22 protein-coding genes, 1 tRNA gene and 1 pseudogene are annotated in these 24,962 nt (G+C 66.5%); 7 read left to right on the top strand and 17 right to left on the bottom strand.

What is annotated here, in order from left to right:
• The first annotated feature begins 488 nt into the window (after window positions 1–488).
• The 3 genes and pseudogenes from D7Y15_RS15260 to D7Y15_RS44690 all read left to right on the top strand — a co-directional run.
• The gene (locus D7Y15_RS15260; RefSeq protein WP_126936200.1) at window positions 489–1,232 is read left to right on the top strand and encodes a hypothetical protein; all 744 of its coding nucleotides are present in this window, start codon (window positions 489–491) and stop codon (window positions 1,230–1,232) included.
• Window positions 1,233–1,297: 65 nt separating this feature from the next.
• On the top strand, window positions 1,298–2,470 hold the full coding sequence (locus D7Y15_RS15255; RefSeq protein WP_233604962.1) for a hypothetical protein: 1,173 nt from the start codon (window positions 1,298–1,300) through the stop codon (window positions 2,468–2,470).
• A 54-nt stretch (window positions 2,471–2,524) separates the two neighbouring features.
• Window positions 2,525–2,629 (top strand): annotated as a pseudogene (locus tag D7Y15_RS44690) (hypothetical protein); the annotation flags it as partial.
• Between the two features lie 210 nt (window positions 2,630–2,839).
• On the opposite strand, the gene D7Y15_RS15250 reads toward D7Y15_RS44690, so the two are convergent.
• The gene (locus D7Y15_RS15250; RefSeq protein ID WP_121753027.1) at window positions 2,840–4,282 is read right to left on the bottom strand and encodes an NAD(P)/FAD-dependent oxidoreductase; all 1,443 of its coding nucleotides are present in this window, start codon (window positions 4,280–4,282) and stop codon (window positions 2,840–2,842) included.
• Window positions 4,283–4,429: 147 nt separating this feature from the next.
• On the opposite strand from D7Y15_RS15250, the gene D7Y15_RS15245 reads away from it, so the two are divergent.
• A complete protein-coding gene (locus D7Y15_RS15245) occupies window positions 4,430–4,588 on the top strand; it encodes a glutathione S-transferase domain-containing protein (RefSeq protein ID WP_255424548.1) in 159 nt (52 codons plus the stop codon).
• A gap of 53 nt (window positions 4,589–4,641) precedes the next feature.
• Here D7Y15_RS15245 and D7Y15_RS15240 read toward each other — a convergent pair whose 3' ends face one another.
• The 9 genes from D7Y15_RS15240 to D7Y15_RS15200 form a co-directional block, all read right to left on the bottom strand.
• On the bottom strand, window positions 4,642–6,450 hold the full coding sequence (locus tag D7Y15_RS15240) for a VCBS repeat-containing protein (RefSeq protein WP_148712772.1): 1,809 nt from the start codon (window positions 6,448–6,450) through the stop codon (window positions 4,642–4,644).
• A 95-nt stretch (window positions 6,451–6,545) separates the two neighbouring features.
• On the bottom strand, window positions 6,546–8,117 hold the full coding sequence (locus D7Y15_RS15235) for a serine hydrolase (RefSeq protein WP_120575029.1): 1,572 nt from the start codon (window positions 8,115–8,117) through the stop codon (window positions 6,546–6,548).
• Between the two features lie 347 nt (window positions 8,118–8,464).
• On the bottom strand, window positions 8,465–9,025 hold the full coding sequence (locus D7Y15_RS15225; RefSeq protein ID WP_120575027.1) for an immunity 52 family protein: 561 nt from the start codon (window positions 9,023–9,025) through the stop codon (window positions 8,465–8,467).
• The gene (locus D7Y15_RS46750; RefSeq protein WP_346728633.1) at window positions 9,025–9,234 is read right to left on the bottom strand and encodes an Imm52 family immunity protein; all 210 of its coding nucleotides are present in this window, start codon (window positions 9,232–9,234) and stop codon (window positions 9,025–9,027) included. The genes D7Y15_RS15225 and D7Y15_RS46750 overlap by 1 nt, the downstream gene beginning before the upstream one ends.
• A gap of 26 nt (window positions 9,235–9,260) precedes the next feature.
• Window positions 9,261–9,728, bottom strand: a complete 468-nt coding sequence (locus tag D7Y15_RS15220; RefSeq protein ID WP_120575026.1) for an NUDIX hydrolase — start codon at window positions 9,726–9,728, stop codon at window positions 9,261–9,263.
• Window positions 9,725–10,963 (bottom strand): DUF2380 domain-containing protein, encoded by a 1,239-nt coding sequence (locus D7Y15_RS15215; protein ID WP_368667348.1) that lies wholly within the window; start codon window positions 10,961–10,963, stop codon window positions 9,725–9,727. Before D7Y15_RS15215 ends, D7Y15_RS15220 begins: the two co-directional genes overlap by 4 nt.
• A gap of 271 nt (window positions 10,964–11,234) precedes the next feature.
• A complete protein-coding gene (locus tag D7Y15_RS15210) occupies window positions 11,235–12,575 on the bottom strand; it encodes a hypothetical protein (RefSeq protein WP_120575024.1) in 1,341 nt (446 codons plus the stop codon).
• Window positions 12,576–12,910: 335 nt separating this feature from the next.
• A tRNA-Asp gene (locus D7Y15_RS15205) sits at window positions 12,911–12,987 on the bottom strand.
• Window positions 12,988–13,117: 130 nt separating this feature from the next.
• Window positions 13,118–14,248: a hypothetical protein gene (locus D7Y15_RS15200; RefSeq protein WP_253905932.1), complete on the bottom strand. Its 1,131-nt coding sequence runs from the start codon at window positions 14,246–14,248 to the stop codon at window positions 13,118–13,120.
• A 207-nt stretch (window positions 14,249–14,455) separates the two neighbouring features.
• On the opposite strand from D7Y15_RS15200, the gene D7Y15_RS15195 reads away from it, so the two are divergent.
• The gene (locus tag D7Y15_RS15195; protein ID WP_120575022.1) at window positions 14,456–15,031 is read left to right on the top strand and encodes a hypothetical protein; all 576 of its coding nucleotides are present in this window, start codon (window positions 14,456–14,458) and stop codon (window positions 15,029–15,031) included.
• 14 nt (window positions 15,032–15,045) lie between these two features.
• Here D7Y15_RS15195 and D7Y15_RS15190 read toward each other — a convergent pair whose 3' ends face one another.
• Window positions 15,046–15,459, bottom strand: coding sequence for a hypothetical protein (locus D7Y15_RS15190; protein WP_233596680.1), 414 nt, complete (start codon window positions 15,457–15,459; stop codon window positions 15,046–15,048).
• Between the two features lie 195 nt (window positions 15,460–15,654).
• On the bottom strand, window positions 15,655–16,242 hold the full coding sequence (locus D7Y15_RS15185) for a Crp/Fnr family transcriptional regulator (protein ID WP_121753024.1): 588 nt from the start codon (window positions 16,240–16,242) through the stop codon (window positions 15,655–15,657).
• Window positions 16,243–16,309: 67 nt separating this feature from the next.
• Here D7Y15_RS15185 and D7Y15_RS15180 point away from each other — a divergent pair, with 67 nt between their 5' ends.
• Together D7Y15_RS15180 and D7Y15_RS15175 are read left to right on the top strand one after the other, a co-directional pair.
• Entirely contained in the window at window positions 16,310–17,557 is a 1,248-nt protein-coding gene (locus D7Y15_RS15180; protein WP_120575020.1) for a sterol desaturase family protein, read from the top strand.
• A gap of 99 nt (window positions 17,558–17,656) precedes the next feature.
• Window positions 17,657–18,499: an alpha/beta fold hydrolase gene (locus D7Y15_RS15175; protein WP_121753023.1), complete on the top strand. Its 843-nt coding sequence runs from the start codon at window positions 17,657–17,659 to the stop codon at window positions 18,497–18,499.
• A 20-nt stretch (window positions 18,500–18,519) separates the two neighbouring features.
• On the opposite strand, the gene D7Y15_RS15170 is transcribed toward D7Y15_RS15175, so the two are convergent.
• The 5 genes from D7Y15_RS15170 to D7Y15_RS15150 all read right to left on the bottom strand — a co-directional run bounded on the left by D7Y15_RS15170 (window position 18,520) and on the right by D7Y15_RS15150 (window position 24,811).
• On the bottom strand, window positions 18,520–19,191 hold the full coding sequence (locus D7Y15_RS15170; protein WP_121753022.1) for a VOC family protein: 672 nt from the start codon (window positions 19,189–19,191) through the stop codon (window positions 18,520–18,522).
• A gap of 219 nt (window positions 19,192–19,410) precedes the next feature.
• Complete coding sequence (locus tag D7Y15_RS15165) at window positions 19,411–21,915, bottom strand: hypothetical protein (RefSeq protein ID WP_121753021.1); 2,505 nt, start codon at window positions 21,913–21,915, stop codon at window positions 19,411–19,413.
• A gap of 18 nt (window positions 21,916–21,933) precedes the next feature.
• The gene (locus D7Y15_RS15160; RefSeq protein ID WP_147451973.1) at window positions 21,934–23,298 is read right to left on the bottom strand and encodes a hypothetical protein; all 1,365 of its coding nucleotides are present in this window, start codon (window positions 23,296–23,298) and stop codon (window positions 21,934–21,936) included.
• Window positions 23,299–23,522: 224 nt separating this feature from the next.
• Window positions 23,523–24,209: a TVP38/TMEM64 family protein gene (locus tag D7Y15_RS15155; protein ID WP_120575015.1), complete on the bottom strand. Its 687-nt coding sequence runs from the start codon at window positions 24,207–24,209 to the stop codon at window positions 23,523–23,525.
• A gap of 8 nt (window positions 24,210–24,217) precedes the next feature.
• Complete coding sequence (locus tag D7Y15_RS15150) at window positions 24,218–24,811, bottom strand: hypothetical protein (protein ID WP_233596679.1); 594 nt, start codon at window positions 24,809–24,811, stop codon at window positions 24,218–24,220.
• Between the last annotated feature and the right edge of the window lie 151 nt (window positions 24,812–24,962).

Genomic DNA, 24,962 nt, shown 5'->3' with positions numbered 1-24,962 from the left:
CCCTCGAAGTCTCCGCCCCCCAGGAACCCCCTGGCGCGCCCGACGGAGGACTACAACTAGCGGTCCACCTCTTGCCTCCGGAGCCCCGTCATGGAGTGGGAGCATGGGAAGGCCATGGTGGTCGTGCCGGTGCTGGAAGCGGACGAGCTTATCGTGCTTGAGCTGCGTGAACGTGCGCGCGAAGTCCCAGTTGCTGGACCTGAAGTTCGCCGCCTTCAGCACGCGCTGGAAGATCACGCTGCAATTCTTGACGCGGCATCACCGCGTCCGGTTCCTTCATGGCACAGTCGGAGGATTCGCTGGGGTGTCGTGCCGCCATGTGCCCGGAGGCCACGAGCCCAAGAAAAGGTGCGCCCGTGAAGCAGACTTCGAGCCCTCGTTTCGAACTCTATCGTGAGGCCGTTCGTGACTCTGGTGCGCCAGGAAGAGGTCGGCCCGTCGTCGAGCGGTGCGAACTCGTGCCTCCGGCGGGAGTGGATCCCCTCTCCGTGAAGCTGTCCTTTCTTCCGTACTTCCACGAAGAGAAGCCCACGACGACGCTGGGCGCATACTTCGATGCGCAGTCCAATGGCTTCGACTTCCTGCGGAAGGCGTTCTTCCCGCGGAGTCTCGACGGCTACAACAGTCATGACGAGTCCGAGCGGCGCTCGTTCATCACGCTTCTCGACGCCGCGTCTCCTCGCGCGCACGTCATTGTCGCCTGGAAGGATGAGCGACAGTGGTACGTCGATGAGCTCTTCTCCCGTCTCGAAGGCGTGGACGGCTGGTCGCGTGGCGAATGGGCCGAAGTGGTTGAAGGCTCGCTCGCGGACTTCATCCGCTTCTCTCCGTTGATCCAGTCACAGGTGGAGGCGGGACGGTCGTTGTCCGCGGACGCCCATCCGGCGGACGACGTCGTGCTCGAGCTGTCGAAGTCCCCGGGGATGCCCAACACGCGGCACTTCAATCTGGAGGTCTTCGCGGATGGCCGCTTCGAGGTGCGTCGTCCCCGCGAGCACGACTCGCGAGGCTCGGACGTCCATCGGCTCACGACGCTGCTCATCGCGGCCAGCCGGCTCCCGGCGGAGAGCGGTCCGTCGTTTCCTCGGCCCTTCATGCATGACGCGCAGACCCGGTCGGTCACCTACGTCGTCGCGGGGCGGCGCATCCGCGTGACGCTGGACGCGGACACGCCGCCCGACATCCAGAACTTCGCCAACCGGATGGCCGCCGCCTACGACGTGGAGCTCTGAGCGAGCGGCTCCGTTCCAGCAGGACCGCCTCGGTGCTCCCACGGATTTGAGCGACACTGGCGGACATGGCGGCCCGCCTTGCATCCCTCGTGTGTCTCCTCGCTGCATCGCCCGCCGCCGCCAACGTGGCCGCCTCCACGCGTACGCCCGCGACCTTCACCCTGTCACCGGGGACCGCGAGCACGCGCACGGAGGTGCTCAGCGAGAAGCTGGACTTCGATTGCGCGGAGGCGGAGCAGGAGGCGGTCTGCCGCTTCGAGGCGCGCTACCAGCTGCGCAACGGGACCCCCGAGGCGGAGGTCATCGATGCCGCGTTCCTGGGGCTCCGTACGCGCGAGGTCCGCGTGCGCTTCGACGAGGAGCCTCTCCCGGTGACAGAGGGGCAGGCGGCCTCGATGGGCCCCACGCCGGAGGATGCGTTCGGACGGCCCACGCATTCCCCGGTGGAGCGCTTCGGTTTCACCCTCACGCTTTCGCCCGGGAGGGAAGGGGAGCTGGTGGTGCGCGGCCTGATGCAGCTCGAGCGGCGCTTCCTGCCCTCGGGGTACGTGTGGCCCGCGGTCCAGTCGCGCCACGCACTGCTGTCCCCCAGTCCGGCGCGGGTCACGCACTGGGACATCGACTATCTGCTGGGGCCCATCCGGACCTGGGCGGGCAACCCCACGCTCCACGTCACGGTGCGTGTCCCTTCCGCGTGGGAGGTGGGCAGCAGCCCAAACGCATCCGCGCGCACGCTCCCGGTGTCCACGGGCTGGCGGCTTCGGCACGAGGGCGCGCAGGTGGTGGCGGAGCGGAGCCTCACGGCGGAGAGCGCGCCCGAGTGGCTCAACGTCACGCTGACGAATCCCAAGCCGTGGTGGATTCCGGGCGGAGTGCAGCTGGGCCTGGGCGCACGGCTCGGGGACGGTTCCCACTTCATGGCACGGCTTGGCTACCAGCTCGCCGCGCCCGAGTCCTTCTTGCATTCGCTCTCGGTGGAGACGGACTTTCGAGACCAACTCGTCCTCACGCCGCTCACGCAGTATGCGACGCCCCAGGTCCTCATCATCCCGAGCTTCGGGCTCGGCTTGGGTGTGCCGGTGCAGGTGCTCCCCGAAGCCAGGCCGGGCCTGCGGCTCCTCGCGGACCTGCACTTCGGTCCGCTGGGGGCCGCGCTCAGCTGGGACCACTATCCAGCGCTGCGGGAGGGCACGGACTCCTTCTCGCGGCTCATCCTCTTGTTCCAGGTAGGGCTGTAGACAAGCGAAGGGCCCGGAACCTTTCGATTCCGGGCCCTTCTCAGCGCCTTCTCGTGCAAGGGGCGAGGGGTGTGCCCCTCCTGCAACGCGAAGCGGGCGCAGGTGACGGCGGTGCACCTGGTGGAGCGGGTGCTGCCGCACGTGCCCTACCGTAAGTAGACGTTGTTCTTTCCGCACCAGGTGCGATGGGGACTGCTGAAGGAAATAGCGCTCCTGTCCATCCAATGCGTGCCCCGCCCAGTCCAAACGAGGTGTGCGCTCCTTCCAAAGGCTTCTCCACCGTCGCGGCAAAGGCGGGGCTCTCCTCCTCCTGCCCCGGCTCCGCCCCTGCTTGAGGGAGCGCGGCACCACCGGCAGCAGCAGCGGCGGCTACTCCGTGGACTTCTGGACCGGGACAGGGCTTGGGCGCGGGAGAGGGGGAGGCCGTGTCTCGGTATTCGCCAGCCGCTCAAGAGGGCGGAGGAGCGACATGACGCCATGGCCCAACACGGGCAATGCCACGGAGGGCTGGAGAACCGCCTCCAGCCCCGTGTGCAGGTGCAGTATCCGGTAGAACTGGCGATGGACGTGTGCGTCGGTCGACGTGCGCTCCATCAGCCGCAGGATGTACCAGTGCAGCAAGCCCAGCCCGAAGGGCCGCTTCCCGACGGCCTGCGGATACAGCAGGTCCATGCCCGTGCCCAACAGCCACGGGAGCCGGATGACTTCAGGCAGCCGCTCGCGGAAGCGCTGCGCCAGGCCCGATAGCTCGCCTCGTTCGGACTGCTCGCGAAGGCAGATGTCCAGCAGTTCCGCGCCAAGCCCCGCCACCGACATGCCTTGCCCGTAGAGGGGGTTGAAGGCACACGCGGCGTCTCCCAGGATGACCAGCCCCTCGGGAAAGCGGGGCAGCTTCTCGTAGTGCCGCCACCGGCAGTCCTTCACCTTGTGCTGGGAGATGGGCCCTATCGGCGTGGCCTCTTTCAGGTAGTTGTACAGGTCCGGACGCGTCAGTGAGCGCGCGTACTCGAGGAACCCCGCGTACTCGGTGGGCGCGTGCTCCCCGAAGTAGCCATTGAGGGTGACGAGCCACCGGCCTCCCTCCACGTGTGAGATGAAACCCGCGCGCCAGGCCTTGGGAGGACTTGGATAGAGGAAGAGCGCCTTCCATTCCTTCTGGAAGTGGGGCGGCGGCTCGTGCAGGCACGTCGTGTAGGAAAGGTCCACGATGACCTGCTCTTCCTCCGGGCGCGCGTAGCCGATGGCTTCCAACCACTGAGGCATCCGCGAGCCCCGGCCACTGGCATCCACGACGAGGTCCGCCTCCCACGACTCCTCGCCCTGGGGTGTCTTGACCCGGACGCCCGTGATGCGCCCCGTGCCCTTCTCGTCGGAGATGAGCCCTTCGATGGAGCAGCCCTCGCGCACCGCTACGTTGGGCCGCGCCTTCACCCGGCGCAGGACGTTCCACTCGAGCAGGGGCCGGGTGCACAACAGCCCGGGGATGCCGCTGGTGCGGCGCAGCTTCCACACCCCGAAGTGGTGCCAGGCGAGGTCTCCACTCGAGTCGATGAACTCGGCGCCCTGGACCTGGAGTTGCTCGAACAGGTCAGGGAAGTACTTGTCGAGGATGCGCCGGCCCGTGTCCAACAGCACGTGGATGTGCGGCCCTTGCGGAACACCTTTGCGCGCGGCGGGCCCCTCCACCCGGACATCCCGCTCCACCAGCGTCACCTTGTCGAAGTGGTCCGCGAGCACCCGCGCGCTCAGGAGCCCCGCCATGCTGCTGCCGATGACCACGGCGCTTCCGAATCTGCGTCCAGGGGTTTCCAAGTCCCAAGCCTCCAAGGTTTCATGTCGTGGCGCTGCGGGTCAGAGGGGTCCGCCTTCCCCAGAGCCGCTCGCCCCCGCCGAGGAGATTGCACATCACCGGTCTGACATGCCCTCTCGGCCCCGGGGCTCGAAAGCTTCACCGCCACCCTGGAGGAGTCCAAGGCGAAGATGCTGGAGGGACTGGACAGGCTGGAGCGGGAGATCCAGGGAGACCCGTCGCGCTACCTGGTGGGCTCGTCCCTGTCGATCGCGGACCTCGCGGCGGCGTCGCTCCTCACTCGGCTATGTCAGCCCGGCCTCGCTTGAGAAGTGCCGGGCCCCTGGGGAAACTCGCTCCTACGCTTTGACAGTGCCGGGGCTCACGGCCCGTTCGGCGAATTCGGCGCGATGAGAAGCTGATAGTCGCCGCCGGAGGGGCCTCTGTAGGTTTCCTGATTCCCGAAGGAGAACGTTCCGCTGTTGTTGAGCAGGAAGATGGTTCCCGTCGTGGAGTCACGCAGGCCGATGTCCTGCCTGCTGTCTCCGTCCCAATCGCCGGTGATGGGCTGGTAGTTCGAACCCGATGCCCAGGAGAACGTGAGTGCGTTCGAATAGGCGTAGGGGGCGACCCAGTGCGCGAGGTACCACACGCCATTGGCGGCATCGCGCAGCCCGATGTCGGTACGGCCGTTCTGGTCGAAGTCGCCGATGAAAGGCTGGTAGTTCCCCCCGGCCGCCCACGTGAAGCTGTTGGTGTGCGCGTACGTGTAGGGCCCGACCTGGCGGGCGAAGTGCCAGGCGCCGGTCGTGGTGTCGCGCAGGCCGATGTCGGTGCGCCCGTCGTTATCGAAGTCGGCGACGAGGGGCTGGAATTGAGCGCCCGCAGCCCAGGTGAAGCTCACCGTGTGCGAGTACACATACGGAGAGATTCGCCGCGCGAAGTGCCACACGCCGTTGAGCACATCTCGCACGGCGATGTCGCTGTACCCATCGTTGTCGAAGTCGCCGGTGATGGGTTGATACTGGCTTCCGGCCGCCCACGGGAACGTCGTGGTGAAGTTCGAGCCCCCGAGGTCGTTGCCGCCCACGTAGTACTTGAACAGCCAGTTGCCCGAGCTGATGCTCCGGAGCACGAAGTTCGGGGCATTGCGCTTGTACTGCGCCACCTTCGCCTTGAGCTGGTCGTAATAGAACGTGCCGTGCCCGCCAGACATCGGCTCGAAGTCCGACGAGAACTCCGGATTCCACTCGTCGGTCAGGAGCGGGCGCAGGCGCGGATACGGGCTGGACAGGTTGCCGGGATTCACGTTCTGCGAGCCCCACTCGTTCCAGCCGGTCACGAAGACGTAGGTGGGGTTGCTGCCCGTCACGCTCGACCACTGCTCGTTCAGGGTGGCCCCACCACGGCGTCCCAGCGCATTGCCGAGGCAGCTGTTGATGTAGTCCGCCTGGGTCGCCGGCACCACGGAGATCTCCTCGGGCCACCCGTTGCTCGAGTAGTACGGCTGCGGCGTGCGCTCCTTGAACGACCAGGTGGCGGTGCTGTTTTGCAGTCCCGCGATGGGCTTGCACGTGAACTGGGGCGCTCCGGTGCAGTCATTGGACATCAGGAGCGGCTTGCCGCCGACGTGGAAGAAGAGGCTGGCGGGGAACGCCGTGTAGAACGTGTTGTAGAGGGTCGAGTGCGAACTCCCCGAGTTGAAGAAGGCCACCTTCGGTGTGGCCTGGCCCGCGGCCATCCGGTCTCGAAAGCGTGTCAGCAGTGTGAGGGTGGCGTTGTTGAAACGCGAGTCCACGAGGTTGCTGTTCGAGTAGTCGATGGTGATGAAGTCGATTCCGGCGGCGGCGAGGAGGCTCGCGTGATTGTCGATGAGCGCGTTGTTCGCGGTGCCGTCCGCCTTGCGGAAGCGGTACTGGTTGATGTCCCCATTGAACAGCGCGGGCGCACCCCACCAGTGGAAGGACGTGTACGGGCACTCCGCCACCGACTGATCCGCCACCGGGCAGCTCGCGTCGTAGGGGGCTGGTAGCCGGCACCACGTATTCGCCGGCCCGAAGATGGACAGCCAATAGTCCGCCCACGTCTCATACAGGATGGTGACGAACTTGTTCTGGGTGGGCGCCGCGTGGGCAGGGCTGGCAAGAATGAGACAGGACACAGTCAGGGCGAAGGCATGTGGAAATCTCATCTTTCCAGGTTCGCCGCAGTTGCGCGGGATGTCAAAGAGCTGCAGATGCTGCAATCGCTGCCTCAGCCCTCAAGCAGCCGGCGCTGGCCCTGCGCTTACTTCCCGGTGGGCACGCCAAGCTTCTCGAGGACCTTCACCGCATTGGCATTGCCCGCGTCCAGTGCGAGTGACTTCCTGTAGCTCGCGATGGCCTCTTCCTTCAGTCCCAGCTGGAGCTGTGCCTCGCCCAGGCTGTCGAAGGCATTCGCATCCGTCGGGAAGAGCTTCACGTTCGCTTCGAACACCCGCACCGCTTCCGCGCCCTTGCCTTCGCCCAGCAACCGGTAGCCGAGCTGGTTCAGCTGCCCCGACTCCAGGCCCTTCATGCCCTCGCGATGCTTCGCGGTGTACCAGGCGAGCGCCGTGTCGACGCCCTTGAACCGCGTGAGCACATCCGCCTGGGCGGACGGCGACACGGGCTCGGGCTTGAACGCGGTCCAGGCATACTCGGCCGCGACGCTGGCGATGAGGCGGTCGAAGAGCAGGAAGCCGTTGTCGGAGTTGGCCATGACGACCACGCCGCTGCCCGTGTCACCGAAGGACATGAACGCGGCCTGGAAGCCTTCGTCCGCGCCTCCGTGCCAGAAGCGGTCGGTGCCGGGTTCCACCTGGAAGCCCAACCCGAACCACTCCGACTGCAGCGTCAGCATCTGCTTCGTCATCGCTTGCGACAGCACGCGCTTGGACTTCCCCGCTTTCGCGTTGGACACCTCGAGGGCGACCCGCGCGAGGTCGGACGGCGTGGTCCACAGTCCGGCCGCGGCCATCTCCGGGTACACGTGCCAGCGGCCCGCGACGCTCTTCCCGCTGGAGTACGTCCCGGTCGCCGTCCGGGCGGAGAGGGCCGGAGGCAGGGGCTGCTCGTAGGAACTGCTGCTCATGCCGAGCGGCTTCAGCACCGTCTCCCGCATGACCTGGGGGAACGGCTTCTGGAGTTGATCCACCATCATCAGCTGGACGATGGACGTGCCACCGCCGCTGTAGCGCGTCTTCGTACCGGGGACGAGGTCGACGCGCACCGGGGCGGTGTTCGCGGGCGCCGCGCCCTCCAGCACCTGCACCAGCGTGGGCATGGGAGCATCGACGGCGTAACCGGGGAAGCCATGCACGGTCGTCCCCGCGCTGTGGCTGAGCAGCCGGCGAAGGGTGACCTTCTGCTCTTTCGTGAAGTCGTTCTCGGGGACCTTCCACGAGCGCAGCCTGTCGTTGATGTTCTCGTCGAGCGACCATTTGCCGGCCTCGACGAAGTGCAGCGCCGCCAGGGCGGTCACCGGCTTGCTGATGGACCCCGCCTGGAACAGCGTCTCCAGGGTGACGGGCTCCGAGCCACCCGCCTCCTTCACGCCATAGGTCCTGGCCCAGACGATGGAGTGCTTGTCGAAGACGGCGATGCTCAGCCCGGGGATCCGGTACAGCGCCATCCACTGCGGGAGCGTCAGGCTCTGGGGTTTCTCGCCTTCGATGACGACCGGGGCCAGGCCTGCCTCCACTCGCGCCGCGCGGGCCGCATGAGCAGGGCTGGCCAACCATTGCGTGGCGGGCTTCTTCGTCCCCTCCGCCGCGAGGGCCGCACCTCCCGGGCTGGACAGGATGGCCGCGAGCACGAGGCGGGACAGGGAAGGGCGCATGGGTTCACCGAAGGAAGGAGGTGGGACGCGAGGTGTACGCCTGCCCCTCCGTTCGATTGCCGGTCCGGGACGTCCCCTGGTGCTCTACCCGGCCAGAAAAGCGAAGGGCCCGGAACCTTTCGATTCCGGGCCCTTCTCAGTGGCGAGGAGTACGGGACTTGAACCCGTGGGCCAAGGCAATGGGAAGCCCAGGCAGGACGCGCTGTTACCCCCTATCGCCTTGATTTCCCTCGGGTTCATCATCCCGCCCCGTCCCAACCCGTTCCGGGGTGTGCCCGGCTGAACCACGCTGGAGGGGCACACTGGGGGCACATGACGGCCCTTCCAGCCCACGGAGCCGTGGCGGGTCAGGGGGTGACTGGCTGCATGAGATCGGCCCTTGCCAGCAGCTCACGAACGCGATGCGCCAGCGCCACATGCTCCGGGTTGGCCACCGTGAAGCGCTCCGGAGTCAGAACGATGAGCGTGCCCTTGTCCTCGACCGGCTCGATTCGCGCCGGGGCGGGAAGTGGCGGCACCTTGCCGCGACGCCGCGACAGGTACGTGACCCATCCCACGAACGTTCCGGTTCTGCCTTCGTCTGAGAGAAGTTCGCGATGGTCCCATGATGTAGAGACACACCCGTCAGGGTCCCAGGCCAACGCCATGCTTTGCTCCACTCCCGCCAACACATGGGCAGTTTGGAGCCTGTCAGCGTTCGGTCCGCGCTTCGGGAGTGTCATCACGCACGAATTGGGGACCGCTTCCGAGGAGGCGCCACACGTGATGCGCAGGGCAGCGCAATCCGCATCCGGGCCTCCGTTGTCGAACCAGAAGGTAAAGCCCAGTTGCTCAATAGCGGGTCCTCCGCGCTCGCGGTTGACACCAAGCCGGAACTGCTCCGTCCGCGTCGGCACATCGGGCGGCATCAGAGGGGGCTCACTCCCCCCCTGGATGTTCGCGTGGGCAAGTACCACTGGAAGAGGAGGGGATCGCTTGGCGCCAGCAAGGTAGGGAACGCAGCCGTGCGTCGGGCGCACTCCTCCGGCGACTCCTTGCGCGCCCCCCGTACGCCCCTGCGTAATAGGTTTCGGGAGGGGTCTTGGCCTTTGCTGTCACGAGATTCTCTCTTCACCATGGCGGCCCCTTCAACGGCCCGCCGGGTCAGACGTCCTCGTCGGGAAGGAGCGTCCGAAGCAGTTCGTCGTCAGGACTGAGCGGGCGCCAGCCGGGAGGTGGTGGACTGGCGAGGAGCACATCGCGCACCCGCCGCACGCGCTCTTCATAGGTTTCTGGGGTGTACGCAGACCAGCGCCCAAGCGTCATTGCAACCTCGAAGCGGCCTGCGTCGTCCAAGATGGGCGGCCAACCGTTGGGGAGTCCCTCAGCGACTTCGCGCACAAGCACGTCGCGAACGAAGCGCGTGACCCGCTTGTGCTGCTCTGCCTCGTACAGCAAGCCGCTCAACACTTGCACCGCAGCAACGTCGTTGCCCAGCTCGTCGGCCAGGACGTACAGCGGAACGGCAGGGCGCGCATCGGCAAAGGCGGTCAGTGAGTCGTAGCCTCGCTCACGGATCCGTTCGTACAGGCGCGCCTTGATGTTGCCCTGCCATGCACCTCCATCGCTCATCGTCCTCTCCCACGAGTGAAGTTCATCGGGATCCTATAGTCCCGCATGCTCTTCGCTACGAGAGTCAGGATCTCGTTCCGCGTCAGAGTTCGACCAGTGGCAATCTCGGCATCGCGCAGGGCCTTCATAATCATCCTGTTCCACTCGCCGGGCCATGTGCGTCCCAGCTTCCAGTTTCCCCCGCCGTGAATCGCCTCATGATCGGCCTGCTCCAGCCGGACGCAGAAGTTGTCGATGTCCATGTCGCCCTTGAATCCGCGCCGCTCGAACCATTCGCGGTGCTCTTGCGGCAGCACATGGTGTTTCGGAGCGTCCGACATGCCCGCCCCCGCCCTGCCCGTCACCTGCATGCCTCGCACTTCGGGGCTGTCCCCCAGCGCTTCGCGCACGCCCTCGGGCAAGTCCTGATGCGCCTGGGCCATCTTGACCTGTCCGCCCTGAATGAGGACGGCCGCGCCGACGGCAGGCACGGAGATGACGCCCGCCTGCACGAGCCTTCGCATCATCTCCACCCACTCGGCGGAGACCACCAGCCGCGAGCCCACCATGACGCCGCCTGAACTCATTGCCAGTCCCACGCCGAGCACCGCAGGGGCCGAGGGCGGCACGCGTGGCAGGGCCATCTTCATCGTGGAGATCATCGTGACCATCTCCACCGCCTGCATCGCCGCGATGACCTGCCCGCCAAGCTTCATGGTCTCGCGGGTCTCCCGTTGGAGCGTGTCGAATTCACGCGTCAGCTTCCCCATCAGTTCCGGCATCGCGGTGGTCGCTGCCTCCACCCGCTCCGGGTCCAGTGAGGCGAGGTCCGTGAGCGAGGGCTCCATCAGCCCCTGCACGCGATACAGGTCCGCGAAAAGCTTCTCGGCACTGCACATGGGGCAGTTGCGAAGTACGGCGTCCGCGAGGTGCAGGAAGTCCACCCAGGTGGCCAGCAGGAGCGTTCCGAATTGGGCCGCCTGGAGTTTCGGCCCCGTCATGCGAAGCAAGCCCAGCTCCATGTCCGTGTCGCCAACTTTCGAGGCCACTTCCGTCAACGCGGTGGCGCTCCCAATCGCGCCATGAAGCCACGTCACCTGCTTGGAGCCCTGGTCGAGGTAGCGCGTGAAGACACCGGTCAGGCTCCAGCCCCAGAGGTCCGGAGGACGGGCCGCCAGCTTGGTGAACGCGGCCTCGACGCGGGTCAGGGAGCCCTTCACGTCTTTCGTCGCGTCGAGGACTGCCTGCCGCGTCAATGCAGCGCTCCGGCCCCCGCCCCCGACAGCGCTCTCTCCCACGGCGGTCACGTCGTCACGCGGCTGCTGGCGGCGCAGGAGCCGTTGCTCGGGCCCAGCAAGAGCGCGCGGGAGGAAGTTCTGGGCGCGCGGGGACTCATCGTTCGGTGCCTCCACCCACGCGGGCGAGGAGTCCTCTCGCGGTGCATAGCTCAAGCTTCGGCCTCGCCCATGCGCTTGCGGCACAGAGGCGCATCCCGTGGCCAGCAGCACCAGGGCCAGCAAGAGGACGTCAGCGCGCATTGTCCACCCCCAGGCCCACCGAGGCGAACGCCCCTGGCCGCAGCGTCCCCTCCGGCGTGGGGAAGAGCAGCGTGCCGCCCGTCCCCATCGCGTAGAGCTTCTCGCCCAGCAATCGCCAGCGGGCTTCGGCGGCCCCCAGGTAGCGCGCCCCGGGCCGCCCCATGCCCACTCCGAGCCCCTTCAAAGCCACTTCGAGGCTGCGCGCGAAGAGCTGCACCGCCACGCGCCCGTCCACGTCGATGCGGCCCCAGTTGAAGGCCTCCACCCCCAGCGACAGCTTCAGGTGCTTGGAGAGGCCGCCGTAGCGGACCGCGTCCCAGCCCACCTCCGCCTCGCCATAGGTCGAGTACCCGTCCGGGAAGGAGGCCTCCGCCAGCGGCACTCCCTCCGCCCCCGCCGCTTTGAAGCGCGCCAGCTCGTAGTCCGGGCCGAAGTATCCCTGTCGGAAGCCGCCATGCTGCCTGCGCACCTCCAGCCGCAGCCGCATGTCCAGCGTGGGCGTCACCGCATCCGCGCCCGCGCCCACCACCGCACCCCATGCGCCGCCCGCACCGGGCCGTCCTCCCCAACCGGCAAGCAGGTGGGCCTCGAAGCCCGGCCGCACCACCACCACGGCGGTTGCGTCCAGGTGCGCCAGCGTCACCGGAGGCGCGCGACCTCCGGCCTTCCCCCAGTCATGCACAGCAGAGAAGGCCAGCGTGTAGCGGCCCTGCGCGCGGGGCTGGCCGAAGAGGACGTGCTCCAGGTCCAGCGCGACTTCCGCCCCCATGAGGCGCGCGCCTAGCACGTCCGAGGTGAACGCCTGCGTATAGAGGGGCCCCAGCGTGCCCGTGAGGAAGCCGCCCGCTGGGTGGTAGTCGGGATTGCTTCGGTTGGAGTAGCGCCGTACGAGGTGCGCGGACAGCAGGTTGTAGGACTCCAGCGCGCCGAACCAGACGCCCACGGGCGCGTCGTTCGAGCCCAGCTTGAGGCCGCGCACGAGTTGGCCCCAATCAGAGAGACTGTCCCAGTCCTCCTTCCGCATGAAGCCCGCGGCCCCTCCACCGCCCCAGAGGCGCAACCGCACGGGCGTGCCCAGGTTGAGGCCGAACTCCGCGCCTCCGTCGAGAATGAGGGTCGGCTCCACCTGGAGGAAGCCCTCGTCCGCGCCGACGCCCGCGTGCGGCAGAAAGGCCAGCGTCGTCGCCTCCACGCGCAGCAGGTTGCGCCATGCCTCGTCTCGTGGGCGCCGTTCCTCCTCCACGGGCGGCACCTCTGGGACGTCCTCGGCCCATGCGGCGACCGGCAACAGCAGCCACAGCCAGACAGCCCCACTTCGCGTCATTCGCATCCACGCCCCCTGGGAGTGACACCTCCGAGGAGAGCAAAGGACACACGTCTGACATTCAGCCCGGCACCCACCGGCTACGCACCACTGCCCAGAGGGGAAGGTCGGCTGCGTCGAGTCGGCGACTGTTATTGCCGTGGAAGGCGCAAGGCGCCCGGTCCCGGCTTTGTCGTCGTCTCGTCCGCGCTACGCAGTGGGCGCGGCTCCGTGGGGAGCGAGCTGTCCGCGCAACTCCAGCTCCAGCGCCGCCGCCGTCGGCTAGCCACGCCGGAGGGGCACATGAGGGGACGGAGGAAAAACAAAAGCCCAGCAACCCCGTAGGATTGCTGAGCTTTTAGTGGCGAGGAGTACGGGACTTGAACCCGTGGCCTCCGGCGTGACAGGCCGGCGTTCTAACCAACTGAACTAACTCCCCGTAAGGAGGGCACCGCTCTACCGCTGATCCGTGGATGAGTACAAGAGGAATGAGAGCCCTCATGCTGGGCGGCGGGCTCAACGGGGGAATGGGACGGGGGCTCGCCTCCACGACGAGCCCCGCACCGTGACTACGGAGCAGGCAACGGCTGCCAGTTCGGATCGGGCCAAACGAAGGGGTTTCCACCCTGGCCCGGAGCCGCGTTGCCGAAGAAGCGCTGGCAGCCCTCGACGTTCTGGGAGCTCCCGAGGATCCCCCAGAAGCCAGGGCAGACGTCCCGGGGGATTCGCGTGCGGCAGTCCTCCATCGTCCGCTCGCCCGCGCCAGGCTGTGCGTAATAGGCGCTCACGAACTCCCACGCGATGCGCTGGAGGGCATGCACGGTCGTCGCGTTCTCTCCAGGCGGCACCCGGGCCCCCTCGGGTGACTCCCGGAACACAGCGGCATGGTGGACCGCGGCCATGTAGTACGAGCCCAGGGACGTCAGGTGGACGTTGTCGCTGAAGAGCACGTTGAGCTTCTGTGAGGTCGAACCGCTGATGCCAGGTACCTCGTTCGCGATGACTCGCTCCACCAGATGGACCAGGGCCGTGCTTCCAGGGAGCGCCACCACGCGGTCCGCCCGTCCATCGTTCTGCAACGAGAGGTTCACCTTGGAAGACACACACTCCCAGGCAGCCCGGGCGTTCTTCTCATAGGTAATCCACTGAGACGGGTTGGATTTGTCGATGTCCAGCCACGTGTGATAGAAATATGTAACGGCTTGTGGGTTCCCGGCGATCAAGCGGTCATGGAAGTGCCGCAGGTAGCCGATGGTGTTCTCCCACTCGATGGTGCCCAGCAGGTCATGCCGCTCGGTGATGAGGAGGGTGTCGTACTTCTCTCCCGGGCCCAGCGTCTGGGGAGACAGCAACTCCTGGACCACGTTCATGCTGTCACCCGAGCGGTTCTTGCCCGAGCGATAACCCTCCCATCCGTTATTGCCCCAGGTCCGCACCCGGAGAGGGGAGCCAATCACGTTCTGCTGGTTCCAGTTGAAGTCCTTGCCTCGACTCGTGGCGATGTCGTCGAAGTGGTCGGGCATGGGATTGTCGAGCAGGCTGTGTCCGGAGAAGAAGACCCGGGCGCTCGTGATGGGGGAGATACCTGCGTCCGGGCTGCCAGCATCGGAGCCGCCGGCATCGGGACTGCCGGCATCCGGGACGCCCGCGTCACCGGTCCCTGCATCTGGATTCGTCCCGGCGTCGTCCTGGGGACGCACGCCCGAATCCGGAGGGCCTTCCGCGGGGACGTCCTGTCCGAGCTGCCCCGTACAGGCCAGCCAGAAGGAGACAGCCAGGAATGCGCATGGCTTCAGTCTTGAGATGTTCACCGTCCCGAGCATAGGCGGAATGTGAGCCCTCCTGTGTTGTGGACAAGGTCAGGTGCCGGGTCTGCTGATATGAATGCGTGACGCTCAAGGAGCCTCATGGGAAACGCATCCGGCAGACAGAAGCAGAAGCCGCTCATCCTCGGTCCAGCTCCTGGCTCCGGCATGGGCTCCTACGCGGTGGCGTTCGATGAGTTGGAAGACCGCGAACTCGCCACGCTCAAGGAGAGCGAGTCCCCTGATGCCTTCTACCTGCCGTGGAAGACCGGTGACGTCACGGAGGGCGAGATCGATCTCACGACCGACACCCTCGCGTACTTCTTCACCGCGAACCTGAGCGGTTGCAGCCTCTGGTACAAGTTCCAGGATGGCAGCATCTTCATCCGGCACGAGGCGCGCACCGACAGCGCCTCGCAGAACCTGCACAAGCTGGCCGGCTTCAAGTGTGTCGTCGACAGCAGCCTGAACCCGGACGACGTCCAGCTCTCGGTCGACGAGGAGACGATGGTCCGCAAGGCGCGGTACTACGTCGTCTACGCGCTCTTCGACCACGATGCGCGGCAGGTGGAGTTCCGCGCGCAACTGGTCGCGCAGCAGACGAACCTGCTCAACCGGCAGGAGTCCTACGACCTCGTCAAGGTCACCACCGCCGTCGTCAAATTCCCCAAGCTTTAGAGCTGGAGGGCGGGCTACTTCTTCTTGCCCTTGCCCTTGCCCTTGCCGCCCTTGTGGTGGTCGTCGTGATGATCATCGTGGTGATCATCATGGTGGTCCCGGTCCCGGTGGTGGTCGCGCTCATGGTACGACGCGGGCACGGCAACATGCTTCTTCTTGTGCTTCCACCGCTTGTAACGGCCGGGAGGCACCTTGACGACGGTGACGGGGACTCGCCGCTCCTCCACGTACTCCCAGCCTCCGTGGTAGTCGCGCGCCCTGAACCACCGCCCATCGCGGCGCACCCAGTACACATTGTCCACGACGTAGAGATCCTCGTCGTAGTCCTCCACCACCTGCACGCCAGGCTGCACGACGACGAGTGGCGGCGGGGTCGTGAAGACGATGTCAGGCAACTTCACATCGATGCGCACCTGCCCGAAGGCCATCGAAGGAAGAAGGATCAACGCTGCAAGCAGTCGGGTCATCGGGCGAGCGTAGAAGCGGGCGTGCTCGCCAGACAACCTCCATCTGTCACGGAAGGATGGATGAAAACTTTGGCTCAGGTTGTATCAACTTTCCACGAGGCGTCCTGTCAGTCGACCTGACCCCGCACTGTGTGTCGTTGCGTCCGGGCTTGCTGCTCAATCGGTGCGCTTGCGCCGCCGCGACACGATGCGACTCAGGCCCACCTCGGTGATGCCGAGGTAGGCCGCCACGTCGCGCTGGGGAATCCGTCCCTTCAGGTGCGGATGCTCCTCCCAGAAGTTCACGAGCCGCTCCTCCGCGGACAGCTCCAGGAACTCCTGCTCCCGGCGCTCCTTGAGGAGGAAGTGCTGCTCCGCCACCCGACGCGCCAGCCGCTCCCAGCACACGTGGCCCTGCTCCAGCGTCTGGAAGTCCCGCGTCTGGAACACCAGCACGCGGCTCGGCTCCAGCGCTTCAATCGCGGTCATCGAAGGCTTCCGCTGCAACATCTCCGCGTAGGCGCCAATCAGCTCGCCCTCGGCGCGGAAGGCCTTGATGGACTCGCCCCCGCGTGGCGACACGCGCACGCCCCGGAATACGCCCTGGAGCACCACGGCGAACCGGTCCGCCGCATCCCCCGGACGCATGAAGAACTCCCGCTTCGGGAGCGACTGTTCCTTCGCCACGGCCTCGGCCTTCGCCCATTCCTCGGGAGGAAGCGGGGCCAGCGTGGCGAGGCGCTCGAAGAGCTTGGGGAATCTCACGTCTCTCAGGACCCTGGCTTGACCTGGGTTAAGGCGCAGGCCGCTCGGGGGACCATATACCGGAGACATGTCCATCAACGTCTACGCCGTGGCGACGCCCTTCGTCATCGTCCTGGCCCTGACCGAGTTCGCCTGGTGCGTGGTGCGCCGCAACGGCTACTACAGCTTCCAGGACTCCATCGCGAGCATGGGCACGGCGGTGATGAACCAGTGCGTCAACGTCGCGGTGGCCCTGATGGTGCTGCCCCTCTTCACGCAGCTGGGCCAGTTCGCGCCGTGGCGGCTGGACGCATCGTCACCGCTGTCACTCGTGGCGCTCTTCCTGGGAGTCGACTTCCTCTTCTACTGGTTCCACCGCTTCGGGCACCGCACCAACATCGGCTGGGCGGCCCATTCGCCGCACCATTCCACCGAGGAGCTCAACTACGCGGTGGCCCTGCGCGCGAGCGTCACGCAGCGCCTCTTCTCGTTCCTCTTCTATTGGCCGCTGGTGCTGGTGGGCTTTCCTCCGGAGGCGGTGCTGGCGATGGTGGCCTTCCACCTGGTGCTCCAGTTCATCCCCCACACGCGGGTCATCCCCAAGCTCCCTCGGTGGGTGGAGTCGTGGCTGAACACGCCGTCGCACCACCGCGTGCACCACGCGCGCAACGACGCGTACATCGACAAGAACTACGCGGGCTTCCTCATCATCTGGGACCGGATGTTCGGCACCTACGAAGAGGAGACCGAGCCGTGCTCCTATGGCCTGACGACTCCGGCGAACACCTGGGACCCGACGGTCATCAACTTCCAAGCGTGGGCCCGGCTCTTCGCGGACGCCGTCGCCACGAAGAGCCACTGGGACCGGCTGCGCCTCTGGGTGATGCCCACGGGCTGGCGGCCCGCGGACCTGCCTCCTCGCACGTTGGGCTACTGGCAGCAGGAGGGCGCGGAGGTGAAGTACCACTCGCGGGAGCTACCTGGCGTCCGGGGGTACCTCGTCTTCCAGTTGTTCGCGTCGATGCCGTTCATGCTCCTGGTAAGCCACCATGCCTCGCCTCTCTCCGGCTGGCAGAAGGTCGCGTTGAGCCTGCTGCTCTGGGCGATGGCGACCGCCTGGAGCGGGATGCTGGAGTCGAAAGCGTGGAGCGAGCCACTGGAGCTTGCCCGGGTGCTCGCGATGGGGGTGGCCGTGACGCTGTGGCTGGTTTGGGCCAGCGCGCCCCAGACATGGAGCGCGCTCACGGCGGCGTGGCTGATGGTCTCGCTGGTGTGGCTGCGCGTGGCGCGGGGGGCCGCCGCCCGGGGGCCCCAGTCGAATCCCCATCCAAGCTGAGTCATCAGGCCTGGACTCCGGTCTGGGTTGTCGCGGTCGTGTCGGCCCCCCACCTTCCGCGCCGTCCCGCGCCACGCGCGGGCCCATTCGGAGAGGCCGATGAACGCTCAGCGCTTCACCCAACAGAACGCATGCCGGCTGGGTCTGCTCTATGCCCTCTGGGCACTGATGGCTGTCAGCGTCACTCCTTCCCAGGCCGTTGCATCCGAAGACGCGTGGAACACCGGCTGTCGTCGCAAGCCCACCATCGTCCTTGTCCACGGCGCATTCGCCGACGCATCCGGCTGGGCCGACGTGATCAAGCGGCTGCAGAAACAAGGCTACACGGCCTACGCGTTCGCGAATCCCTTGCGCAGCATCTCGGGTGATGCGGAGTACCTGCGGTACTTCCTGGGAACCCTCACCGGTCCCATCGTCCTGGTCGGCCACTCCTACGGTGGCGCCATCATCACGAACGCAGCCACCGGGAATGCGAACGTGAAAGCGCTCGTGTACATCGCCGCGTATGCACTCGACGAGGGGGAGACCATCTCGGAGGCCAACACTCTTGGTGGCGGCCATTCCGAGCTCAGCGAGCACCTCATCTTGCGTCCGTTCCCGGGGGGCGGAACCACGGACGCCGACGCCTACGTCGACCCCGCCTTCTTCCAGGAACTCTTCGCGGCAGATATCCGTGACAAGGACGCGGCGGTGGCGGCCGCCAGTCAGCGCCCCGCCGCCGCCTCCGTCTTCGATGAGCCATCCGGCCCGCCGGCGTGGAAGGCCATCCCGTCGTGGTACATGGTCGCCCGCGACGACAACGCCATTCCGCCCGAAGCCGAACGCTTCATGGCCCGGCGCGCTCGCGCCCGTACCGTCGAGATTCGCAGCTCACACGTTGCGATGGTCAGCCACCCCGAAGCCGTCACCGAGCTGATCTTCAAAGCGGTTGGCTGCCGTTGACGACGGAGATGGCTCGCTTTTCACGTCGGCAGCTCCGTCCCGGCCCGCTCCGCGGCCATGTACGCGGCGTACCAGTCGGGCCAGTTCGCGTCCCTCTGCCCGGTGCGCTTCTCGTGCTGGCCGTGGGCGGCCTCCGCGCGCCGCAGTGCGCTCGCCAGATCGCTCGCGGAGCCGAACGCTGTCTTGGAGGGGTCGACCCGGCCGGGCAGCCGCGTCGTGACCTCCTGCAGCAGCCAGCCGTTACCGTCAGGGTCGCTGAACGAGGCGAAGGTGCGGTAACTGCCCTGTCCGGGCTCGGGCCCGCGCAACCGGCCGTCCATGCCGAACTGAGCCCCTGGCTTCCCTGCATGGAATACCTCGCTGACCTCGACACCGTGGCTGACGAGGTCGTCTCGTGCCGCCTGGATGTCGGAGACAATCAGGTAGAGGCCCTGGGCCGTGCCGGGCGCGGCTGACGTGACGTTCGTACCGAATTGGATGGAGCCCCCCGAGCCAGGCGGCGTGAACTGGACGACCCGGAAGCCGTTATCGAAGCGGAAGTCGGCGTCGAGCCTCCACCCAAGCTTCCCGTAGAACGCCTTCGCGCGGTCGACATCCGAGACGGGGATGACGGCGGCTTCGAACTTCATGTCGACCTTCCCTGCGCGCGCGTCGGTGGTCGCATCCTGACTCCGGGTTGCGGTGGTGCTCATGGCTGCCTCCTGGCAATGGCATCGCGTGCGGACGAGCGCATGAGGGCCTCCTCAGCGCTGAGCGCGTAGGTCAACCCTGTGCATGACCTCAAGTGAAGACAATGCAGGCGCCCAAGCCAGGCGCTCGGGAGGCATTCTTGGGGGCTACCGGAATCACGACACCCACGGCGGGCCCACGCATCAGGCCCGCCGCGAGTCACGGCGGTAGCAGTCCCTTGTTCAGAGCAACTGCACGTTGCCGCCGAGCGAGGCGATGTACTTCGTTCCGCCCGAGTGCACGACCGTCGTTCCGAAGAAGGACCGGATCGCGCTTCCGGTGGGCACGACGAGCGAGTAGGGCTTCGCGCCGTACACGTTCGCCATCGTCCCGTAGGGGCCGTAGGTCTTGCCCCGCGCCGTCTTGAACGTGACCTGGGCAATCTGCGTCATGCCGAAGTACGTGCCCGTGTAGCCCGTCATCGACACGATGCCGTCGTCCGTGAGGTCGAGCGTGTGCGCGTTCCCTCCAGGGCCGCCCTGGTAGGGCGCGGCGTTGGAGCCATAGCTTGGCTGGATGGCGTCGATGATGTCGCCCGAGCGCACCAGGAGGCTCGTCATGGGCCCCCATCCGCTGACCGCCGGCAGGTTGTCCCAGGCCGTTCCCGAACCGCCCTCGGGGCCCATGGGGCCGTAGGGCATGCCCGCGTTGAACCAATCCAGGATGAGCTTGAGCTTGATGGCGGACAGGTCGCGGCTCACCGGCATGTGCAGCGGCTGGCTGATGTCCAGGCCGAGCACCCGCGCGATCTTCTCGCGGTTGTTGATGATGCCGTCATAGGTCCACAGCTGGAAGCGGCCCATGACGGGATAGAGCATGCCGTACTGCCGCAGGATGTCTCCAATCCCATTGACCCACGTCGGCGTGCCCGTGATGGGGGTCTGCTGGTAGATCTGAACGCTGACCAGGTCGTTGGGGTCCTGCTTGTAGTCAGCGACCGTGGGACTGAAGGTGTACCGGGTGAAGTAGACCTGCCCGTCCACGTAGATCCGGGGATTCTTTGGATCCGCCGCGGTGAGGGTGACGGTGGCCTTGCCTCCGGTGACGCTCACGACATTCGGGGAGAGCGACAGGATGTTCTCGGGGGTCGAGATGTTCTTCTCGCTGATGCCATTGGTGCCCTGCGTGCCCAGGGTCTTCAGGGTGTAGTCGGCCGCTTCGGCCGGGGTGAGGGTGTGCAGGGCGATCTTCCATTGCTCCGTCCCCTCGATGCGGCCGAACTTGCGCACGTAGAGGTTGAGGGTGTTGGTCTCCCCGAGCTGGAAGCCAGGCGTGGTCTGCATGCCCGGGTTCATGCGGTAGATGAACTGATCCGCGCGCAGGCTCAAACCCTCGGAGTTCTCCTCCAGCAGGGTCAGCGTCACGGCATCGGTGCCGGTGCCGGTCGTGCTCCGGAGCGCGAGCGGCAGGTTCGCGAGGCTCTTGGGATCGACACCGCCAAAGTTCGTGACGACCAGCATCCCGGACTGCTTGTCGATGAAATCGGGATTGCTGTAGTCAATCGACGGGACGATGGTCGTATACGTCTTCGAGTCACCGGAGCCCGTGTAGTACGCGAGCGACAGTGTTCCCAGCTTCTCCGTCCAGAGCGAACGGCCCGGCCACTGGACGGGCAATGAATTGCCCAGGTCGAGCGTCAACGAGGGCGTGGAGTCCAGGTTGAGCTGCGCCAGGGCCCACCACGCGTTCACGGCCGGACGCGGGTGCGGGATTTGCGCCAGGGTGCGCGCGGGCACGGCGAAGGTGGGCTCGTCATCCAGACAGGGGCCCACGGAGCCAACGAGCTTGCCGTAATTGAAGTTGAAGAGCGGCTGTTCGGGCAGGGGCTCCTTGGTGGTGTAGTTGATCCACGGATGGTAGGGCTGCTGGGCCACCGCCAGGATGGTGGGCCCGTACTGTTGAGCCGTGGCCTGGCCCAGCAACTGCTCCAGCAGGGAGCTGACGTACATCTGCGTGGGGATGTAGCCCCGACCCGGATCCAGCGGCTTGCCATCTCCGTCCACGTTCATCACGTAGTCCTGGAGGATCGCGAGCTTGTCCACGATGGCGGCGGGGACCCCCTGTGCCTGCATTGCCTGGAAGGTGGCGGAGTTGAAGGCGAAGAGGTACGGGGCGTTGTTGTGGGCGCTGACCACCAGGCGGATGGACAGGCGGTGGGGGGACGCCTTCTGCAGTGCCTGGAGGACCGCCGAATTGCCGACGTTCCACTTCAGGTTCGTGAGCGTTGATTGATAGGCGGCGGAGCCGCTCGCGGAGCTCCTGGGGGTGTTTGGGTCCTGCGAATTCATCCAGATGCCGTTGAATGCAACCGGCGTGAACACGCCCTGGACATTGGCGCCGCTGATGTCACCGATGATGACGTTGAAGCCCCAGATCTCACTGCCGTTCTGCTGCATGGGGTCCAGGTCCACCAGCTTGGGCGGAGACCCCATGTACAGGGCGCTCACCCCGGCTCCCATGAGGGAGTCGCTGCCGCCGCCGGGCAACTCGACGGTGGTCACCTTGCAGTCGAGCAGGTCGAAGATGCTGTCGCCCTTGGGCTCCCAGTAGAGCTCGATGTTGTTGGGCTTGAGCGAGTCCTCGTTGTAGTTCGCCGGGTTGTAGTTGTTGGGCGTGTTGTTGATGGTGGCCGGCGAAGCCTGGAACGAACCGGAGAAGTTGATGCGAGGCGTATCAAGGTAGCTCATGGAGGTCTCCTCGGGGTTCTAGTTGCCGCTGCCGATGTAGGGGGCGCATGCGGCGGGAAGCGAGCCGTTCGTGCACCCGCCGGGCATCTGGACTTCGTCGAACAGGTGGCTCAAGCCCGCGGGCGGCAGGTTCTGGCTTCCGGTGGGGCCCGACATGTCGTGGCAGCTCAAGCAGCTGTAGGGATTGGTCATCGCCGCGACGCCGTTCTGGACGAAGGTCTCCATGGAGGTGTTCGCCGCGGACAGCGAACCCTGCTGCGCTTGCAGATAGGGAGGGACCGTGCCGTTGACGGTCCACACGTTGCCGACGAGCTCGTAGTTGGCCCAGACCTTGTTGATGCGGCCGGGGTTGGCCTGGATCAACGCCTGGACGCTGCTGTTGATGGCGTTGAGCGCCTGGGTGCTCTGGGCGAGCATCGTGCGGGTCTTGTCCTGACAGGCGAACTGATTGGGATTGACGCTACAGTCGACGCCGCCGGGGAAGGTGCCGATGGCCGAGTCCCCCTGCGGGTGCATGCGGCAGACCTGGGCGGGCTTGCCCGGCTGATAGGTGTTGGTCACGCAGTCGGTGCAGGCCGGGTTGTAGAAGTTCCACGTTCCTCCGAGCGGAGGCGCCGCGGAGAGGTTGCTACAGTCGGGCGCGTTGTTGCGGTGCTCGAACGTGGCCCAGATCATCGCCGGGAAGCTGGGCGTCTTGGACACGATGTGCATGCCGGTCAGTCCCAGGTTCACCTGCCGGCAGGGGCTGTCCTTGACCTGGATGAGGCCGGGAACCACATAGAAGAGGCCCGAGCTGGCCGTCGCCTCGTCGAGCACCATCCAGCTCGTCTTCAGCTCGACGGCCGTGTCCGGGTACGCGAGGTTCGGATACTTCTTGATGATGTCGATGCCGTTGTTCCCGGGCTTGAGCTGACCCGCGCAGTTCGCCTGGTAGAGCTGACAGGACGTCAGCATCGTGTAGGTGCTCTGGTTGACGGACATGCCGTAGTAGACGAACTCGCCCTTCAGGTCGATCAGCGGCTGATCCGCGCCGGCCTGCTTGATGATGTCGGTGTAGAGGCGGGGCGGCTTGCCACCCGCCGTGGGCTTCACGGCGTTGGTGCAGGAGACAGGCGGCTCCTGGCCCCAGGCCGTCGGCACCCCGTCCTTGATGAAGATGCCGTAGGACGGCATCCACGTCTCGAACTGCACCATGTCGGGCTTGCCGCTGGCGGGCTGGACGAGCGCGAGCATGCTCTGCCACATGAACTGCTCGAAGTTGCAGATGGTCTTGTTCCCCGGCACTTCGCTGGGGAGGGTGGAGCTGTTGAGCCAGGCCACGTCCGCCGGGCAGTCATTGGCTTCGAGCGCCGTCGCCTTGGGGACGGGGGGGCCCGAATCCATGAGCGACGTCGTTGGGCAGGCCAGGAGGCCGGTGGCACCCAGTGCCACGGCGAGCAGGACGCGCGGTTTGTCGGACAAAGGCAATCTCCCCCATGCGGTTGAGCCCGACGAGACGCCGGGCTTGGGCGCAAGAGTTTAATCGCTGCGGGGGAGAAGCCGTCGAGGGCTAAACAGACTAAAAACGGTCTTAGCTGAAATTCGTGCTGGGGCGGCAAAGTCCGCTGTCAGTCCATTGGTGATGTCTGGGTTGCGGGACGCCCGGGTAGAAAGCGCCGCACCAGCCAGAGCGCGAGTCCAGGCAGTAAAACCATGCCCAAGAACAATGTCAGGAATGACCCGAGTCGCGCCGAGTACGCACCCACCGCCGCGTAGGTGGCGCAGACGCCCAGATTGGAGAGCGCGCAGGCTCCGAGGAAACTCCCCAGAGGCATGCGGCTGGCGCCCGCGAAGAGGACGGAGGACTCCGCCAGCATGGGCACGCCGCGCAATGCAATCAGCAACCAGGCACCCCGGCGTTCGGCCAGACGTGACAGGCGTTGGAGTTCCACCGGACCCAGGGTGCGTCGCAACGCCGCCTCGCCGCCCCTGGCGCCCAGCAGGTAGCCCCAACCACAGCCCACCATCATTCCCACCCAGCAGGCCGTCAGGCCGCCCCAGAAGCCCAGCAGCGCCCCGGACGCCGTGCCGACGAGGCTGGAGGGCACCGGCAGGACGATGTCCCCCGCCAGCAACCCTCCCAGCACGAGCGCCACCTGCCAGTCGGGTGGACGCGCCTCCAGGAAGGATTGGGTGGCGGCCTCCAGTTGCTCGCCGAAGAGGAGGAAGGGAACGAGGATGGCCGCCAGCACCACGCAGACGCAGAGGCTCCAGCCCACCGCCGCGCGCTTCGTTCCAGGGCTCGCCAGGGTCATGGTGCGGCTCAGAATCCAACGCCGAGCGTGAACGAGGCGCTCGGCTGGAAGCGGGCCTGCGGTCTGATCAACTGCGGCGCGGCGTTGAAGTACGCGGCGCTGAACCCCAGCTCCCCCACGAACTCAAAGCCGGAGGAGATGGGCAGCAGGGCCCGGAGGGACGCGCCCACCTCGGGGCCGGCGGTCTCCACGCCGGTGGGGCCGGAGCCCCCGAAGTCGAAGCCCGAGCTGTCCTCGCCAATCTGCAGCTCGGCGAAGCCGGCGCTCAACCGGGGCTGGAGCCAGCCGATGCGCGTCTTGAAGGAGGTGAGCGTCAGGTTGGCGCGGAAGTGGGCGATCTCCGGTTCCGGGTCGCGGTGGAGGAACCCCGAACCCGTGCCGCAGGCCTCCACGCCGAGCCGCGCCAGCGGAGACAACTCCAGACAGATGCTGGGACGCCGGCCGGAGGTGGACGCTCCGGCGCGCAGGTTGCCGTAGTTGCGCGGAGGCTCGTCCCGCCGGTCCTCCGCGACGCCCACCGGGGCCTCCTCCGCGACCGAGAAGCCGCCTCCCATCAGGATCGCGAACACCAGGAGGCGCTGCGGAAGGCCAAGGCGTGTCATCAGGCACCAGGGATGCGACCGCGGGGAGAAGGCTGGCCATGTTGCCCGAACAGAGCAGGCGCATCCAGGCGTGCCTTGAATTCGCCCCTGGCGGTCATCATCGACCCCTGTACGCCAGTCTTGTCATTTCATCCGCCCCCGATTCTTCCTG

It is taken from the genome of Corallococcus sp. AB030, assembly GCF_003668965.1.
Lineage (GTDB): Bacteria > Myxococcota > Myxococcia > Myxococcales > Myxococcaceae > Corallococcus > Corallococcus exiguus.
The sequence above is the reverse complement of the archived record's forward strand: the minus strand, read 5'-3'. Positions and strand labels throughout refer to the sequence as shown.

Bases quoted from the DNA above. Each gene is read 5' to 3' on its own strand.
- D7Y15_RS15180 (WP_120575020.1), top strand. From the start codon at position 16,310: ATGTCCATCAACGTCTACGCCGTGGCGACGCCCTTCGTCATCGTCCTG.
- D7Y15_RS15160 (WP_147451973.1), bottom strand. From the start codon at position 23,298: ATGGATTCGGGCCCCCCCGTCCCCAAGGCGACGGCGCTCGAAGCCAAT.
- D7Y15_RS15190 (WP_233596680.1), bottom strand. From the start codon at position 15,459: ATGGCCTTCGGGCAGGTGCGCATCGATGTGAAGTTGCCTGACATCGTC.
- D7Y15_RS15240 (WP_148712772.1), bottom strand. From the start codon at position 6,450: ATGAGATTTCCACATGCCTTCGCCCTGACTGTGTCCTGTCTCATTCTT.
- D7Y15_RS15165 (WP_121753021.1), bottom strand. From the start codon at position 21,915: ATGAGCTACCTTGATACGCCTCGCATCAACTTCTCCGGTTCGTTCCAG.
- D7Y15_RS15175 (WP_121753023.1), top strand. From the start codon at position 17,657: ATGAACGCTCAGCGCTTCACCCAACAGAACGCATGCCGGCTGGGTCTG.
- D7Y15_RS46750 (WP_346728633.1), bottom strand. From the start codon at position 9,234: ATGGTGAAGAGAGAATCTCGTGACAGCAAAGGCCAAGACCCCTCCCGA.
- D7Y15_RS15225 (WP_120575027.1), bottom strand. From the start codon at position 9,025: ATGCCGCCCGATGTGCCGACGCGGACGGAGCAGTTCCGGCTTGGTGTC.
- D7Y15_RS15150 (WP_233596679.1), bottom strand. From the start codon at position 24,811: ATGACACGCCTTGGCCTTCCGCAGCGCCTCCTGGTGTTCGCGATCCTG.
- D7Y15_RS15255 (WP_233604962.1), top strand. From the start codon at position 1,298: ATGGCGGCCCGCCTTGCATCCCTCGTGTGTCTCCTCGCTGCATCGCCC.
- D7Y15_RS15220 (WP_120575026.1), bottom strand. From the start codon at position 9,728: ATGAGCGATGGAGGTGCATGGCAGGGCAACATCAAGGCGCGCCTGTAC.
- D7Y15_RS15235 (WP_120575029.1), bottom strand. From the start codon at position 8,117: ATGCGCCCTTCCCTGTCCCGCCTCGTGCTCGCGGCCATCCTGTCCAGC.
- D7Y15_RS15170 (WP_121753022.1), bottom strand. From the start codon at position 19,191: ATGAGCACCACCGCAACCCGGAGTCAGGATGCGACCACCGACGCGCGC.
- D7Y15_RS15195 (WP_120575022.1), top strand. From the start codon at position 14,456: ATGGGAAACGCATCCGGCAGACAGAAGCAGAAGCCGCTCATCCTCGGT.
- D7Y15_RS15155 (WP_120575015.1), bottom strand. From the start codon at position 24,209: ATGACCCTGGCGAGCCCTGGAACGAAGCGCGCGGCGGTGGGCTGGAGC.
- D7Y15_RS15210 (WP_120575024.1), bottom strand. From the start codon at position 12,575: ATGCGAATGACGCGAAGTGGGGCTGTCTGGCTGTGGCTGCTGTTGCCG.